Source organism: Bradyrhizobium sp. cir1, from assembly GCF_014198245.1.
GTDB lineage: Bacteria > Pseudomonadota > Alphaproteobacteria > Rhizobiales > Xanthobacteraceae > Bradyrhizobium.
The window spans coordinates 102,272-118,485 of record NZ_JACIHE010000002.1; the positions used below are offsets into that span (position 1 = coordinate 102,272).

Annotated in this window: 16 protein-coding genes and 1 pseudogene; 15 read left to right on the forward strand and 2 right to left on the reverse strand. The window is 61.9% G+C overall.

Annotated elements, in window-relative coordinates; genetic code table 11:
• Nucleotides 1-976: 976 nt before the first annotated feature.
• The 3 genes and pseudogenes from GGD63_RS05010 to GGD63_RS05020 all read left to right on the forward strand — a co-directional run.
• Nucleotides 977-1,306 (forward strand): annotated as a pseudogene (locus GGD63_RS05010) (DNA-binding protein); the annotation flags it as partial.
• Between the two features lie 98 nt (nt 1,307-1,404).
• The gene (locus GGD63_RS05015; RefSeq protein ID WP_183239798.1) at nt 1,405-2,466 is read left to right on the forward strand and encodes a toprim domain-containing protein; all 1,062 of its coding nucleotides are present in this window, start codon (nt 1,405-1,407) and stop codon (nt 2,464-2,466) included.
• A gap of 339 nt (nt 2,467-2,805) precedes the next feature.
• Complete coding sequence (locus GGD63_RS05020; protein ID WP_183239799.1) at nt 2,806-3,729, forward strand: SLOG family protein; 924 nt, start codon at nt 2,806-2,808, stop codon at nt 3,727-3,729.
• A 792-nt stretch (nt 3,730-4,521) separates the two neighbouring features.
• Here GGD63_RS05020 and GGD63_RS40565 read toward each other — a convergent pair.
• Nucleotides 4,522-4,650, reverse strand: a complete 129-nt coding sequence (locus GGD63_RS40565) for a hypothetical protein (protein WP_283811919.1) — start codon at nt 4,648-4,650, stop codon at nt 4,522-4,524.
• A 256-nt stretch (nt 4,651-4,906) separates the two neighbouring features.
• Between GGD63_RS40565 and GGD63_RS05025 the strand changes: the two genes are divergently transcribed.
• Both GGD63_RS05025 and GGD63_RS05030 read left to right on the forward strand, forming a co-directional pair.
• Entirely contained in the window at nt 4,907-5,218 is a 312-nt protein-coding gene (locus GGD63_RS05025; RefSeq protein WP_183239800.1) for a DUF736 domain-containing protein, read from the forward strand.
• Between the two features lie 368 nt (nt 5,219-5,586).
• Nucleotides 5,587-6,777, forward strand: coding sequence for a DUF932 domain-containing protein (locus tag GGD63_RS05030; RefSeq protein ID WP_183240718.1), 1,191 nt, complete (start codon nt 5,587-5,589; stop codon nt 6,775-6,777).
• Between the two features lie 145 nt (nt 6,778-6,922).
• Here GGD63_RS05030 and GGD63_RS05035 read toward each other — a convergent pair whose 3' ends face one another.
• Entirely contained in the window at nt 6,923-7,168 is a 246-nt protein-coding gene (locus GGD63_RS05035; RefSeq protein ID WP_246785362.1) for a helix-turn-helix domain-containing protein, read from the reverse strand.
• A 213-nt stretch (nt 7,169-7,381) separates the two neighbouring features.
• On the opposite strand from GGD63_RS05035, the gene GGD63_RS05040 reads away from it, so the two are divergent.
• The 10 genes from GGD63_RS05040 (at nt 7,382) to GGD63_RS05085 (ending at nt 16,209) form a co-directional block, all read left to right on the forward strand.
• A complete protein-coding gene (locus GGD63_RS05040) occupies nt 7,382-7,654 on the forward strand; it encodes a DUF2285 domain-containing protein (RefSeq protein ID WP_183239801.1) in 273 nt (90 codons plus the stop codon).
• Nucleotides 7,655-7,819: 165 nt separating this feature from the next.
• A complete protein-coding gene (locus tag GGD63_RS05045; protein ID WP_183239802.1) occupies nt 7,820-8,014 on the forward strand; it encodes a transcriptional regulator domain-containing protein in 195 nt (64 codons plus the stop codon).
• A 94-nt stretch (nt 8,015-8,108) separates the two neighbouring features.
• Complete coding sequence (locus GGD63_RS05050; RefSeq protein ID WP_312013087.1) at nt 8,109-8,591, forward strand: DUF2285 domain-containing protein; 483 nt, start codon at nt 8,109-8,111, stop codon at nt 8,589-8,591.
• Between the two features lie 134 nt (nt 8,592-8,725).
• Nucleotides 8,726-9,007 (forward strand): AlpA family transcriptional regulator, encoded by a 282-nt coding sequence (locus tag GGD63_RS05055; protein ID WP_008561544.1) that lies wholly within the window; start codon nt 8,726-8,728, stop codon nt 9,005-9,007.
• 22 nt (nt 9,008-9,029) lie between these two features.
• Nucleotides 9,030-9,911, forward strand: a complete 882-nt coding sequence (locus GGD63_RS05060; protein WP_183239803.1) for a replication initiator protein A — start codon at nt 9,030-9,032, stop codon at nt 9,909-9,911.
• 283 nt (nt 9,912-10,194) lie between these two features.
• Nucleotides 10,195-10,659, forward strand: a complete 465-nt coding sequence (locus GGD63_RS05065; protein WP_183239804.1) for a DUF2840 domain-containing protein — start codon at nt 10,195-10,197, stop codon at nt 10,657-10,659.
• Nucleotides 10,656-11,168: a S26 family signal peptidase gene (locus tag GGD63_RS05070; RefSeq protein WP_183239805.1), complete on the forward strand. Its 513-nt coding sequence runs from the start codon at nt 10,656-10,658 to the stop codon at nt 11,166-11,168. Before GGD63_RS05065 ends, GGD63_RS05070 begins: the two co-directional genes overlap by 4 nt.
• Before the next feature lie 2 nt (nt 11,169-11,170).
• On the forward strand, nt 11,171-12,001 hold the full coding sequence (locus tag GGD63_RS05075; RefSeq protein WP_183239806.1) for a lytic transglycosylase domain-containing protein: 831 nt from the start codon (nt 11,171-11,173) through the stop codon (nt 11,999-12,001).
• A gap of 418 nt (nt 12,002-12,419) precedes the next feature.
• Nucleotides 12,420-14,183 carry a DUF3363 domain-containing protein gene (locus tag GGD63_RS05080; RefSeq protein ID WP_183239807.1) on the forward strand — a complete coding sequence of 588 codons (1,764 nt, stop codon included), beginning with the start codon at nt 12,420-12,422 and terminating at the stop codon, nt 14,181-14,183.
• A gap of 37 nt (nt 14,184-14,220) precedes the next feature.
• Nucleotides 14,221-16,209 (forward strand): conjugal transfer protein TraG, encoded by a 1,989-nt coding sequence (locus tag GGD63_RS05085; RefSeq protein ID WP_183240722.1) that lies wholly within the window; start codon nt 14,221-14,223, stop codon nt 16,207-16,209.
• Nucleotides 16,210-16,214 lie beyond the last annotated feature (5 nt).

Below are 16,214 nucleotides of genomic sequence, written 5' to 3' on the forward strand. Positions count from 1 at the left end.
GGCCGCTAGCAGGCAGTCAGCTGCTTTAGATGCATCATCAATGGCTTTTCCGACAGAGTCGCAGGTCGACTTGCATTAAGTATATCGGAGCGTCGTCCGGTGTCGGAATTTGGATGCGCACGCTGCACCAGACTGGCTCTTTATCGAAGCATGGCAACATCGAGCACGTGTTGGGCCGCTGACGGCCTGTAGCTACACGCTTGAAGCAGCCGATCGATTCAAAGCCGAATTTGCAACCAGAGACGACACTGGTCAGGTGAGAAGAACTAAAGGACGTTTTCCCATGCTCCAGATCAGGATCTGTGGAGCGCAGAGAGTGCGCGTTAGGAAATGTCGCCCTCCGCCTGGCGGACTCCCTTGCTAGCGCGCGTGCGGCTGCCGCCGCACCGGGCTCTCGTAGAACCGAGCCGCTTTGCGTCTCGGCCTGCGGCGTCGATCCCTCGCGCAAGGACTAGCGGTGCTCCTCGCCGGGGGCACTCGGGAAAGGGGCTCGCCTGCGGCGATCGCTATCACTGCCCCGTTCCCGGGTGCCGCTATTGAACCGGTCTCGTCGCTGCACTCGGACCCGCGTGCCCTTCGGGTCGCTATGCTCACGCTCTCCGGGTGCCATTTTTGGTTGAGGCGACGTGCCCTCGGCGCGCGCCTAGCCACGCCTGCAGCCCAAGGCACCTCAATCCCATCAAGAATCGTACGTTGGCGGTCTGCGTCGCAGAGTTCGCATTCTGTGATGCAGATGTCGATCTTGCCGTGGCGGGTTATGCGATTGCCTTCGAAGACAATCGCACGATTGCGCGAACTTCTTCACAAGCCAGCAAGCTCATAAACTAGCTCGTTGGAGTCTTGCCGGAGCCCGCGGTCGACATGACGACCGCGAGCGGAGCGGGAGGCGGGAGGGGAGTGAAAGTGGGGCGGCGGCTTTCGCGACGGGTTGGAGGCCGAGAGAGTGACCCCCGGTCGCTCGTCGTGGAGAATTGAGATGACGGAGGCTGCCCAAAAGATCACCCTGTCGCCTTCGCGCGACATCCCCTTCAACAAACTGGTACTCAGACAATCGATGGTTCTGCCTCTCAAGGCCGGAATTTCGATCGAGCAATTCGCCAAAAGTATCGCACACTGTACGTTGCTGCAGCGTCTCTACGTATGGGCGATTGTGGACGGCAATGAGACTGGCATGTTTGAGGTGCCGGTGGACGGCCTTCGGTACCGCGCGCTCGGACTACTCGCGAAGCAGAAGCGAACGGCGAAGGCGCAAGCAGTTCCTTTTGTCGTGCGCGAGAACGGCGTCGTTGAAGACGAGATCATCTCCTGGAAGCTGCGCATGCCCGCGGACGCAAGCGGCATCGAGATCCTATCGAAAGTGCTCGACGGTTATCCGCTTGCCATCGGCGAGCGGGAGGCTCCGTGATGTCCCGCAAGCCTTGCGAACTGGCACGGCGCCTCGCGCGCGAGGCGGAGGCGGTGTGCCGACATTATCTCTCCAATGGCAAGCGGTCGGGTCGGTACTGGGTCGTCGGTGACGTCCACAATACCCCGGGGCGCTCGCTGTTCGTGCGGCTCCAGGAATCACCTAAAGGCCCAGCTGGCAAGTGGACCGATGCTGCGACCGCGGAGCATGGCGATCTCCTCGACATCATTCGCGAAAGCTTGGGCTTGCGGAATTTCCGCGAGGTTGCCGAGGAGGCGAGGCGCTTTCTCAAGCTACCTCGTTCTGAGCGGCATTCTACCCCGAAGCTCGTTCGGCCAACAGTGCTGGCAGGATCTCAGAAAGCCGCCCGCCGGCTCTTTGCGATGTCCAACCCGATTCGGGGGACCGCGGTGGAAACGTATTTGCACCGTCGGGGGATAGCCCGAATCCACGACGGTGGCAGCCTGCGCTTCCACCCACGATGCTATTATCGAGCCAACAAGCATTCGCCGACCGAGACCTGGCCAGCGATGATTGCTCGCGTCACGGATCTCGATGGACAGATCACCGGTGTGCACCGTACCTGGCTCGATCCAGATAGGTTTGATCGGAAGCGGCTTGGCAAGGCGCCGCTTGACACACCACGACGTGCCATGGGCGACCTGCTCGGTAACGCCGTTCGCTTCGGTGCGGTGGACGATGTGCTCGTTGCTGGTGAGGGTATCGAGACCATGCTGTCGCTAAGGCACGTGTTGCCGACGTTGCCGATGGCAGCCGCGCTTTCGGCCAACCACCTCGCAGCTATGCTGCTACCGACCGACCTGCGTCGGCTCTATATCGCACGCGACGTCGATGCAGCCGGAAACGCCGCACAGGCTATTCTCACCCAGCGCGCTGAAGCCGTCAGCATTGAAGTGATCCCGCTATCGCCGCGGGTTGGCGACTTCAACGACGATTTGCAAATCTTCGGCTCCGATTCCGTCCGAGAAGCGATACGGCATCAACTCGTCCCAGAGGACGTCGGCCGTTTCCTGCACTCGTCGACGGTAGCCGCTGGATAGCTCCGGTGTTTCGATCAAATCGACAGATCGATCATCGCGAGGCCGTTTTCCGGAAGAGCACACGTCCTCGGCCTTCTAGAGGGCGATCGGACGGCAAGCGGCCTAGGCCGGCAATGGCTACATCCGGCTATTTTCCGTCGCGCGCGGGCAACACGAAGACACATTGTCCATCTGGCCCGCGCGCTTTGCATCGCGAAGCAAAATAGCCGGCCTCCGCCATCCTCCGCCGCCGCTTCAGCCCTGCGCTCCGCTGCGGGTTCTGGCCCGTTCCGCCCGCCGCCTGAGTGATCGCTATGAAGGCCGCGATGAGCGCGGCCGATCCGGGAAAGGACCTCCTCCATGAGCGACCACGACGACCTCGAACGGCCGCACGCCTCTTCTCCAACTGACCACGTCCTCAGCGAACTACAGCTCTTCGGCTATCACCTCTTCGACGACGAACCCGATCCGCGCCCAATTCCCGAGGCAAGGATCATCGCTGGCGCCGTCACCGACATCTTCGACGCCCTGGTCGCGACATTGAGCGACACACGGCTTGAGCCGGATATCAATGATCTGCTCTGGTCGACCGTCAACTTGTTCCATCGTGCCGTCGACCGCATCGAACGCCATCTCGACGACAACGAACAGGCGCAGCAGAAAAGTCAGCGCGAGCAGAATGGCTCCGAAGTTCGATCGGTTGAACTCGAGCGCCTGACGGCGGAAGGCATCACATTGATCGAGCGCCGCAACTGCCTGGAGCTCTTCCGCGATCAGGCCATCGAGCGCTTTGAGACCCACACCGGGTCATCCTGGCGCGCTCGATCGGGATCCCTGGTGAACCACCGCACGCTAACCGCGGCGATGATCGACTCTCGCGACTTCATCGCCGCCAAGCGTCGTGCCGAAACCGAGGTCATGCTGCCGTCGGGCCCGAAGATCGCACTCACCGGTGGGCTCGATTTCGATGACCACCATCTGATCTGGGATCGCCTGGACAAGGTTCATGTCAAGTATCCCGACATGGTCCTGCTCCACGGCGGCTCCCCGAAAGGTGCCGAACTGATCGCCTCCAAATGGGCGGCGACCCGCAAGGTACCCCAGATCGCTTTCAAGCCCGATTGGACGAAACATGTCAAGGCAGCACCGTTCAAGCGCAACGATGCTATGCTCGAACTCCTGCCGATCGGCGTCATACACTTCCCGGGCACGGGAATTCAGGACAATCTCGCCGACAAGGCGAAGCGGCTCAGCATCCCTGTCTGGAGGTTCGGCGGCGCGTGAGCGCCGTCTTCTCCACTCCAAGCCATCAAGGCGGAATTGCTTAAAGGCGCAACTCCGCCTCCTTTCGCTTTCAATATTCCAGAGTTGCGCCGTGGTGGTGGAAGGCGCGACGGGTACATCTATGCACATGGAGCCACCACCATGCTCGCTCTTGCGCTTGTTCTCAACACAATCGGCATTGGCTTGTTCTGCTGGGCTATCTTTGCGCTCGCTGTGTAATGCCCTGCCGCTTTTCCTCGCACTGAGTATCGGGATGACTGCGTTTCAGGGCGGCGCCGGCATCGCTCTGGAGGCAGTTCGCGAACGCGCGAGACCGCCGAGCGAATTTGGATAAGGTTGACATGGCGGGAGCCGCGGAACAGTTGCTGGCGACGACCGCTTGGCGCTCACTGCTGAGAACGACCAAGCCGGAGAATCGGGCGGCTGCGGCAGACGAGGCGCAAGACGGTGATGCATATTCGCAGGCTGCGGAGTGACACCAGAGCCGGGACCGCCTGAGCGGCCACGGTCAGCATCAAATTGTCGGCCGCGCGCCTGCCCGGCGCGCGGCCGATTCTTTGCGCACAGCGCCGTCCGCTGAATGGAGGCCCCGCCATCATCGAGGTCCGGATCACTCTGATCTACGCCGTCTGGGGCAGCCAAGGGACGGCTGTGTCGTGCTCGTCAATCAGCAGCAAGTGGTGAGGCCGGGCGCATTGATCGTGTGATACCTGGAGTATTTTGAGATTGCTGTCTGGTGGATTACCCCAGTCGCACTATCGCACCTGGCACGCGGGAATACGATGAGGGTCGCTAGCGTTTGCCAAAATGCGTCTTTCTTGCCGTTGATCCGCGGGCGCCAGCATGAACCCGATCGCCCCAGGTATGTCCTTGTGCTGCGTCGGCATCGGCCGCCATGGTGGTCTCCGTCAGTTCGTTCATGGCGCGTCCAACGCAACCTCGGATGGGCTGATCAGGCCCGAGGGACGGCAAGAGCCTCGATCGCCTTCCCGCAACGGCTGCGCCTGCTTTTTTCCCCTGCCGCGCGGCGGCATTCCTCGCGGAAGACAAAAAAGCAAGCTATCGCCGTCCTCCGCTGTCGCTGCGGGCCTGAAGGCTGCGGGCCGATCGCTCCCCGGGCCAAGGATCGCCATCGAGGCTGCGATGGGCGCGGCCCGAGCAACAAACGGAGACCACCATGGCTACCATCGGCAACTTCACCGCTTCGGACAATGGCTACATCGGCTCGATCAAGACGCTGACACTCAACATCAAGGCACGGTTCGCCGCATCCGAGAAGGACAACGAGAAGGCGCCGGACTATCGCATCTTCGCCGGTATGATCGAATTCGGCGCCGCCTGGAAGAAGACCGCCCGCGAAACCGATCGCGAATACCTCTCGGTGAAGCTCGACGATCCGACCTTTCCGGCTCCGATCTACGCCTCGCTGGTGAAGGTCGAAGGCGACGAGGGCTTCGCCCTGATCTGGTCCCGCCGCAACGGCGACTGATCCCGAGGGATCGTCAGCTCCGCCTCCTCGGAGGCGGGGCCCTTTTCGCATTTCTTGCGCCGCTTTGCAGGAAGAAGAGCATTTTTCTTTGAGGAGATTGCTAAGGGCTCCGCCCTCGCGCGGTCAAGGGTGAAGCACACTTCGCGTGCCGGCCGGAGCGGTATCCCCGGTCTTCCGCGCAAAGGATCTTCATGACGACGATGTCGTTAGGCGCGTGCAGACGCGCGCTCTTAGCGCGCCCTCTTCAGGCGGGTGATCCCCCTCCGCTCTGGCCGCCCTTGCCCTTGCTACCCTAAGTCTCGCCGACGGGCAGGGTTGCAGCGCAGCGCTGCGCTTCAACCTCAGCCCATAGGAGAACGACCATGAACATGATGACCTTGTCCCAGAGCGAACAGCCTGTTTCCGGCGGTTTCCGCGTGGATGTATCCCGCGGCCAGCGGATCGGCCGCGTGTCGTCCGAGTGGTTTGCGCGACCGGATGACGAGCGGTACCTGAACCTGCCGGACCTCTTTGAAGCGGTACGAGGCCGAGCCGAACGCGCACAGGCGCGGACAGTGGAAAGCCGGACCATCCGGGTGGAGGCGAGCCGGGATAATGCCGAGCGGCTGGCCCTGACAGTGCCGGGACGTGACGAGCCGGTGGCGCCGACCCATTGGAGCTTCGGCCAGTTGTGTACGCTCGTCGGTGCGCCGACCTCCTATCTGCGGCAGCTTCCCGCGGCCCTATCCGCCATAAACCTGCAACACGGCCTGCTGTCACATCGCGACGAGCTCGTGAAAACCTTGGAGACGGACAATGGACGCGTCGAGCTTCGTGCTGTCACCGGGCCGGACTATGGCCGCATCTGGGATCACGAGTTGGTCGCCGCGGTGATGAAGATCGCGGGCAATGGCACAGGTGACACGCGGTGGAAGGTCCCGGGCGTGATGGATTGGGCAACCATGACCCATAATCCGTTTGTGGACGTGACCAAGGACACGACCACGCTCTATGCCAGTGACCGGGATGTGTTCCTGTTTCTGGTCGACGACACAAATCCAATCGAGGCGGGCCGTCTGGCGGACGGATCGCCGGATTTGTATTTCCGGGGCTTCTACTGCTGGAACAGCGAAGTCGGCAGCAAGACGCTTGGGATTGCGAGCTTCTATCTTCGCGCCGTCTGCATGAACCGCAATCTTTGGGGCGTGGAGAATTTCGAAGAGATCACGATCCGGCATTCGAAGTTCGCAGCCCAACGTTTCGCGCATGAAGCCGCCCCGGCATTGACCAGCTTTGCCAATTCCTCGCCCGCGCCATTCGTCGCGGCGATCAAGGCGGCTCGGGAGCAGATCGTTGCCCGCACCGACGAGGACCGGGAGACGTTCCTCCGCAAAGGCGGGTTTTCCAAATTCGAGACCTCGAAAATCATCGAGACTGTCTTGGGCGAGGAAAACCGCAAGCCGGAAAGCATCTTTGATTTTGTGCAGGGCATTACGGCGTTTGCACGAGGCAAGGCTCATCAGGACACCCGCCTTGAGCTGGAGGGCAAAGCGAAGCGCTTGATGGAACGCGCAATCTAAAGACATGGGCCGCGTAACTCGCGTCGGTTGCGCGGCCTTGCGTTCAGATCTGGTGCAACGCCGCCGATCCGGCGAGCCGGATCGGCGGCGTTGACGTGTATTCGCGTCCGGCGCTCGCCGGGCCTCTGGCCCGGCTCGCGGAAAATCAGGATCGAACCTTGGCGACTTTCTCTTCAAGCAGATCTGAAGGCCGAACCTCCAGTGCTTGGGCAATCTGCCAGATTGTGAGCAATGTCGCGTTTTGCAGCCCACGCTCCATGCTGCTTACGAAGGCCCGGTCGACGCCCATGCGTTCCGCCACTGCCTCTTGGCTCAAGCCAAGGGCTAGTCGAAATCGACGCGCGTTCGCTCCAAAGACCTTGCGAATATCCATCCGCAGGATAGGAAGCAATCGCGTATTTTGGCGCTACGTGTTATAATACGCGGAGCTTGATGCCGACGATCACGGACGGAGCTTCGATTGCCTGAAATGTGGCGAAAGCAACCTCTTGAATGCTCGTACGGGCTGGTGGCATGCCATATGCTACAGTCTGGAACTGTTCGAGCCGACAAGGCTCGCGCCTCGCGATTCGATTTTCAATCCCGCGTGTAATTGTAGGCTCTGATGTCAAAGCCGCCGCTAGATCCCGACGTCGCGGATGTCGCGCCGAACGAGCCGGCGCTGACGGCCTATGACGAACAGCATGTCGTCACGTACGTTCGCCTTCTGCAGGCCGAAGGTGCAGGGGCGGACTGGCGCGAAGTGGCTCGAGTGGTCTTGCATATGGACCCAGAGCGGGAGCCGGATCGTGCGTGGCGCGCATATCAGAGTCACCTTGCGCGCGCCAAATGGGTAACAGAGCAAGGGCGGCTCTTACGCGGCACCGGCTCGAAATAGAAGAAAATCGCCGGCTGACGACTTGCAGCCAGAACTATTTTCTTTTGCTGACGGGTGGTCATTCCAGGGCACCACGTGGTGCCAAATCAGGGGCTTCCTACAACCGCCTCGTTCATACCTATTGCGGCGCAATCGTTGTTAGCAGCGTGCAATGGGGTGGAAGCAATGCCTGAATTCGACTGGCGGTCGCCGGAATCCTACAAGAGACTACAAGACGCTGAGATCACCGACATCGCCTGGGAATGTCTCCGCCGTAACGCCGACTATCGGCGTGAGTACGAAGCGATGATCGCCAACAGTCCCGATGGCGAAGTGACCGACGAATTCAGGAGGAAATGGGGCATCTGCTTTCGCCCATGACCCACAGAGGTCCTTCGACGAGCAGACGATCTTTTGGGCGCCTGAGGTTTTAGCGGCGGTCGTTCCGGTCAAGGTTGCCTCGACGGCCGACCTCGTGTCGGCGTCTCAGCCACTGCTCGACCTCACAGCTGGCCAGGTGCGCCGCGCCGTCGACGGCTGGCATACTGTGCTGCGCATCGGTGCGGTAGATCACCGTGTTTGGTCCAAAGAGCCGCCGGTGCTCGGCGCGTCATACGCAGCCGAACTGCCATTTGATGGCGATTTTGGCCCACGCGCCTATGCAGCCCGGCGGCTGTGGCGCGCGATGAACGGACGCGCGCCAGGTCCTGCATTTCATCAACTATCCAAACAGCGGCGCGAACGCCTGAGCGCTGCGATCCGTGCGCTCGATGCGCACAGCGCCGGCGGCAGTTATCGCGTTATCGCCGAAGCGCTGTTCGGCAAAAAGCGCATCCCCGATCGCGCCTGGAAGACGCATGATCTGCGCAATCGAACAATCCGCCTGGTGCAAGGCGGCGTCGCGTTGATGCGCGGAGGCTACCGCAAACTCCTGCGGTCCGGGCGCAGGGACGAATAGCCGGTCCGCTTGGGGGGTGTCGAAAACGGCCCCCTCCATATTCGGCATCCCCCTCCGAGATCTTGCTTCTCCATGATGACCGCACACACGCTGGCCTAGCCAGGCGTAGTGCGATGTCCTCCTGGAGTCCTCAAATGCCCGATCCGATGGCCGGTCTTCCTCCGCGATTCCTGCGTACACCGGAGGCCGCACGCTATCTTGGCCTGTCAGGCCGCACACTCGAAAAACATCGGACATATGGCACAGGGCCGACTTATCGGAAGATCGGTGGTCGTGTCGTTTACGCCGTCGATGACCTGAAAGCGTGGGCCGACCGGGGCGCCAAGACGTCGACCTCAGACCCCGGGAAGGGGACCGTGCTACCCGCCAAGAAGCATCCCGCGCTGCGCCCCTATGCGGGCCAGGAACGCCGCTGATTACCGCGTGAGAGCAGTGACAATGCGGCGCAAACACCATTCCGAGCGAGAGCAGCTTGAGCTCTTTCGGGCGCTGCCCGGTGATCTTGCGCCCCGCGACGCGCAGGATCTCATGGCTTATCCGTTCTTTTCGCTCGCCAAGACTAAGCGGATCGTGCCGATCGATTTCCGCGCGGGTGCGATCGCAATTCGTGTCGAAGCCGTGCCGGAACACGGGATGGCGACCATTTGGGATGCAGACGTTCTGATCTGGGCCGCGTCCCAGATCGTCGAAGCCCGCGACGCCGGCTTGAAGACCTCGCGCTTGATGGCTGCAACGCCCTACGAGATTTTGACGTTCGTGGGCCGCGGCACCAGCGCACGTGACTATGACCGCCTGAAGGCGGGCCTCGACAGACTTCAGTCGACAACTGTGCTGACATCGATCCGCCAGCCGGCAGAACGACGGCGACATCGCTTCTCCTGGATCAACGAGTGGAAAGAGACGGCCGATGCAAATGGACGTCCATTTGGGCTCGAGCTGATCCTGCCTGATTGGTTCTACGCTGGCGTCATCGATGACGCGCTCGTGCTGACGATCGACCGCGCCTATTTCGATCTGACGGGCGGACTCGAGCGGTGGCTTTACCGCCTCGTGCGCAAGCACGGCGGCCGCCAGGATGGCGGCTGGAGCTTTGACCTTGTGCACCTCCATGCCAAGTCGGGCATCATATCGCCGCTCAAGCACTTTGCTTACGACGTGCGTCAGATCGTCCAGCGCCAGACATTGCCCGGCTATCAGCTCGTGCTGACGCGCGATCCTGATGGCACCGAGAGGCTGAACTTCTCGCCTACGCCTACTGATCCCTTAACGGCACGCCTGCGCCGGCGCGGTCTCATTCCAAATTCGGAGGACAACCTGTGAATCAGCTCGTGCTATCGAGGACCGCAACCCTCGTGCTATCGAGGACCCGATCCTCGTGCTATCGGGGACCGGAATCGAGCTTAAGAGCTTGTTTCTCCGCGCTTTCCAGCTGCTCTAACTTTACTAACCAGAAATCCTTCGGATTTCTTCTAACGGACCAGGCCGAAAGCCGCGTCGGTGGCTCTGGGCCGTCCGATAGGCCAGCCTACCTTTGCAGGCCATACACACTCTCCACCGAGCCCAAGCTCGCGGCCTCCAGCTCCAGCGTCGAGGAGCCGGTGGCATGAGTGATCTCACGGAAGTGGAAGTGTTGTGGCTCGAGAAGCGCATCGAAAATCGCATTCGGTTCGGTTGCATTGTCAAGGAACGGAAGCTTGATCGTTACCGGCGTGTCCTGTCTTTTGCATCGGGAAGCATCTTTGCATTCGTCCGATGGACCTCAAACGACTTCGGCACGATCATTTCGCGGATCGACATCTTGCGCGCGGTCGCGCCAGGACAGCGCTGCTCAACCGTTCCTTATGTAACACCCGGCGGAGAGATTCTGCTGCGTCTGTCCGGCTGGCCGAAGGTCGAGCGCGTGCTGCAGATGATCGATGCCGTTGAGGCGCTGGGCATCGATCCGGCTGACGTCGCGCCTGATCATTGGCATCACGTTCATAACCGTCTGTCCGTCAATGAAAACCCGCGCCCATATACGAAAGCGCGCCATCAGGCCTGGCTTCATCGGCAGAGGGCCATGCGATGAAGGGCCGTCTCATGATGCTGGCCGGGACGATTGAGCTCGTCGCCGCGCTCATCGCTACGATCGTCCTGGAGCCGGTTCCGCTTTACATCTGGAACGCATCCGCGAGCGTGCCGATCGGTCTCTACAGCCTCCGACAGGCGGACCAATTCCAAATCACTGAATTGGTCGCCGTTCAGCCGCCGGAGCCGCTTGCGACCTTCCTCGATTTGAACGGCTATCTGCCTTTCGGCGTCCCCATGCTGAAGCGCGTGCTTGCCCTTCCCGGGCAGACCGTTTGCAGAACGGACCTCACGATTTCGGTCGACGACATCGCAGTGGGCGAGGCGAAGGATCACGACAGACGAGGCCGGCCGCTGCCGAAATGGCAGGGCTGCCGCGTCGTCGGTGACGGCGAGCTGTTTCTGATGAATTGGCAGTCGGACGACTCTCTTGACGGCCGGTATTTTGGATTTCTTCCGGCATCTAGCGTGATCGGCCGTGCGATGCCGGTGTTGACGTGGGAGGAGTGATCGTGCGTATCCGACGTGTTCTGGTCGCCATTCCCTTGTTCGATCGATTGCGGGATCGTTCGTCCGGCTCGATCGATGTTTGCAAGGCTGACGCGAGCCCGACCGCGTCCTTGGGGCGGTTGGGCACGCGCGTTTGCGCTGTCGTGCCGCTGATGCTTCTTCTGACCGCGTTCGACGGTGCTGCTTTGGCCCAGAGCGGATCAGCCGCCCTGCCGGGGACCAGTCAGACCGCTTACTCATTTGCCGGCTTCATCAATGAAGCCTCACAACGCTTTGCGATTGCGCCGAACTGGATCCGATCAGTCCAACGCATCGAGAGCGCTGGTGACGTGCACGCCAGATCGCCAAAAGGCGCAATGGGCCTGATGCAAATCATGCCGGCGACTTGGGTGGAACTTCGTGAGCGCTACAATCTCGGAAACGACCCCTACGACCCGCACGACAACATTTTGGCCGGCACGGCTTACTTGCGCGAGCTGCTCGATCGGTATGGCTCGCCTGGCGTGTTTGCCGCGTACAATGCGGGACCAGCTCGCTACGAAGAGCATCTCGCAGGCGCCCCTCTGCCAGACGAGACGCGAGCATACGTCGCAAAGCTTGCAAATCTGCTTACCTTCGAACTGCCGCCGAGGTGGACGTCCAGCGGACAGTCGTCAGCAGCTGCGACGTTATTCGTCACGCGATCCGAGCCAATGAAAACGCGCGATCGGTTGCTGGCGCTCATGCCGTCAAGCGGTGTCACGACCGCAATCTCGGCGCCCGATGTTTCGCCAATGGTCCCCCGGCCAATTGGTGTGTTCGTCCCTCGATCGGATTCGGGAGCATCGCAATGACCAAGTGTGCGGGTTCGCAAGCTTTGGTGTGCTTCACCAAGCAGGTGCCGCGTGCTGATGGCGTATGGGCGATGCCTTCGGCCCGCGCTCTACTCGTCGCTTCGCTCCTCACCGAGCCACCCTTCGGGTGTCTCGGCCCTTCGGGTAACGATCGCTATCGCAAGCGCTCGGAAGCAGTGGGGGCTTCGCGGGTTGGCTGCCAGGTCGCGGCGGCTCTTTCGGGAACCGGCCACCGGGAGACAACGACGGCAGGACGGCGAGATAAAAGGGGCTCGCCGGTCGAACCGCAAGCCATTGGCATGGCTTGGGTTCTGGCGTGCCGGTCGGTCGGGGCGCGTGCCGCGCCGTGCATTTTAACAAATGCAATCAAAGGCATTTTCGGCACCGCGTGCGCTTTTGATCGTTGGGAGGCCCTGCCGTGAGCGTGGGCGACAGCGACCTGCGTATTCGGCCCGGGCGCATTCGCAGTACCCGCGCGCCGAAGCCGAAGAGCTTCATCAACCAGGTGCTGCGGGCGGCGAAGAAAGCAGGACACAGCTCGGGTCAGCCTGCTGCTGGCAGGCGTTCTGCGGCTTATGGGCGCTCGACGTTTGGCCGCGGGCGCCTCGCCTTTAGCCGCGCCAGATTGTTCAGCCCGACCCGGCGTGTTGTGGTAAAGGCGCGCGTGGTTCGTCACAAAGGGCGGGCCTTCCGTTCAGCACCACTGGCCGCCCATCTTTCATATCTGAAGCGCGACGGCGTGACCCGGAGTGGTGAGCGGGCCGAGATGTTCGATGCCGGGAGCGACCGCGCCGATAGCGCGGCTTTCGCGGAACGCTGCAAGGACGACCGGCATCATTTCAGGTTCATCATCTCGCCGGAGGACGCCGGCGACATGACCGACCTGAAGGCCTTCACCCGCGACCTCGCCAAGCAGATGGAGACCGATCTCGGCACGCGGCTCGATTGGGTAGCTGTCGATCATTGGAATACCGACAACCCTCACGTCCATCTTCTCGCTCGGGGGGTAGATAAGGACGGGGCGGACCTCGTGATCTCCCGCGACTATATCAGCCAGGGCCTGCGCTCACGCGCCGAGGAACTGGTCGGCATCGAACTGGGTCCTACACCGGAGCACGAGATCCGCAATTCGCTGGAGAGGGAAGTCACGGCAGAGCGATGGACGCGGCTCGATCGGAAGATCCGGCTGGCGGCAGATGAGACCGGCTATATCGATCTACGTCCCGAAAATCCCGGCAAGTTTGATCCCGAGATCCGGCGGCTGATGGTCGGTCGCATTCAACACCTGGAGAAGATGGGTCTTGCCGCGTCCGCCGCACCAGGGGAATGGATGGTAGGGCTCGAGGCCGAGCGCAGCTTGCGCGACCTAAGCATGCGCGGCGACATCATCAAGACCATGCACCGTGCCTTCACCGAGCGTGGGGAAGCGCGCGGCGTTGCCGACTTCGTTATTGAGGGTGGACTGCCGACGTCCCAGATCATCGGACGGCTGGTCGACCGTGGATTGCACGACGAACTGACTGGGGAGGCCTACGCTCTGATCGACGGAACAGACGGACGCGCGCACCATGTGCGCTTCCGAGGGCTCGAGGCTTTCGAACAGGCGCCACCGGTCGGCGGCATCGTCGAAGTCCGACGCTTCGGTCAAGCCGGCGACCCGCGTCCGACGATGGTGCTCGCAACCCGTTCGGATCTCGATCTCGGTGGCCAGATTACGGCGCGAGGGGCGACCTGGCTCGATCATAGACTGGTTGAACACGACCCGATGCCGCTCGCCATGGGCGGATTCGGCCGCGAGACCCGCGACGCCATGGAAGCCCGTACCGAGCATCTGATTCAGAAGAGTCTGGCGCGGCGGCAGGGCCAACGCGTCATCTTGCAGCGCGACCTCCTGAACACGTTGCGTCGGCGTGAGTTGGACGAGGTGGCAGCAAAGGTCTCGGCCGACACCAGCCTCCCTTACGTGAAACCTGACTCCGGGGAGCATGTGGCGGGCACGTATCGCCAGCGTCTGACGCTCGCCTCCGGACGCTTCGCCATGATCGACAATGGGCTCGGCTTCCAATTCGTGCCCTGGTCGCGCGAACTCGAAAAGAGACTCGGCCAACATGTCACTGGTGTCGTCAAGGACGGCGGCGGCATCGAATGGGGCTTTGGCCGGAAGCGCGACCTCGGCCTCTAGCTATCTCACCAATTCAGTTGCAGGAAGGGTATTTGGGATGTCCGGAACCAAGATCCTCTGGGGACAGGTGATCGTTGTCGGTCTGATCGTTTTGCTGGCCATATGGGGAGCAACCGAGTGGACGGCTTGGCGGCTCGCCTATCAACCGGAACTTGGGCGGCCCTGGTTCGAACTGTTGGGCTTCAAGATCTATTACCCGCCAGTCTTCTTCTGGTGGTGGTTCGTCTACGACGCCTATGCACCTCAGGTCTTTGTCGAGGGTGCCTTCATCGCAGCGTCGGGGACGTTCATTTCGATCGCGGTTGCGATTGGCATGTCAGTCTGGCGGGCGCGCGAAGCGAAGAATGTCGAGACTTATGGCTCGGCGCGCTGGGCTGGTCCTGACGAAGTGAGAGCGGCGGGACTTCTCGGTCCGGACGGCGTGGTACTTGGCAAGCTCGACCGCGACTACCTCCGCCACGATGGACCGGAGCACGTTTTGTGTTTTGCACCAACCCGATCCGGCAAAGGCGTCGGTCTTGTCGTCCCCTCCCTGCTGGCTTGGCCCGGCTCGGCCATAGTTCACGACATCAAGGGCGAGAACTGGCAACTGACCGCGGGTTTTCGCTCGCGGCATGGCCGCGTCTTGTTGTTTGATCCCACCAACCCGAAGTCCTCAGCCTACAATCCTCTGCTCGAGGTCCGGCGGGGGGAATGGGAGGTTCGCGACGTCCAGAACGTCGCCGACGTCCTGGTCGACCCCGAAGGCTCCCTCGACAAGCGGAACCATTGGGAGAAGACCAGTCATTCCCTCTTGGTCGGCGCCATCCTCCACGTCCTCTATGCCGAGGCGGACAAGACCTTGGCTGGCGTCGCCGCCTTTCTGTCCGACCCGAAGCGGCCGATCGAGGCGACGCTGAAGGCGATGATGACAACCGCGCATCTTGGCGAGCAGGGCGCCCATCCCGTTGTCGCCTCGACCGCGCGCGAGCTCCTCAACAAGTCCGAGAATGAACGCTCCGGCGTCCTGTCCACCGCGATGTCATTCCTTGGGCTCTACCGCGATCCCGTCGTGGCCCAGGCGACCTGTCGCTGCGACTGGCGGATTGCCGATCTGATCGCAGATAGCCGCCCGACGACGCTTTACCTCGTGGTGCCGCCCTCGGATATCTCTCGGACCAAGCCGCTAATCCGTCTCGTGCTGAACCAGATCGGCCGACGCCTGACCGAGGATCTGCACGCCCGCGACCGCCGGCATCGCGTTCTGATGATGCTCGACGAGTTCCCGGCGCTGGGACGGCTCGATTTTTTCGAGTCTGCGCTCGCCTTCATGGCGGGGTACGGCATCAAGAGTTTCTTGATCGCGCAGTCGCTCAATCAGATCGAGAAGGCCTACGGGTCCAACAATGCGATCCTGGACAACTGCCACGTCCGCGTCAGCTTCGCGACCAACGACGAGCGGACCGCCAAGCGGGTTTCCGACGCGTTGGGCACGGCGACCGAGATGCGGGCGATGAAGAACTATGCCGGTCACAGGTTGAACCCGTGGCTGGGGCACCTGATGGTCTCGCGCCAGGAGACGGCAAGACCGCTGCTGACCCCAGGCGAAGTCATGCAGCTTCCGCCGAAGGACGAGATCGTTATGGTGGCGGGCACGCCGCCGATCCGGGCAAAGAAGGTCCGCTACTACGAGGATCGCCGATTCACCGAGCGGGTTCTGCCGCCGCCCGATCCGGCGAGCGCCGGCCGATCATCGCGAACGGACGGATGGTCAGCGCTCGGACCGTTGAAGCCGACGGCAAGTCCAGCTGACAAAGCTGCAGGGGCCGAGGAGGACACGGCGAACAGCGGGCTCCGTCGCGAGCCCGAACTCCCCGATCACGTCGCGATCGCCAAGGAGACGACCGAACCGACGCCGGCGGAGGAATTTGCCGTCGTTCTTGACGACGACGAGGATGCGGTCCGTCAGTCCCGGCTCATACGCCAACAGATGCGAGGTGTCGCCCGTCAGGCCGCCCTGGACCCGAATGACGGTATGGAGCTCTGAGGCGA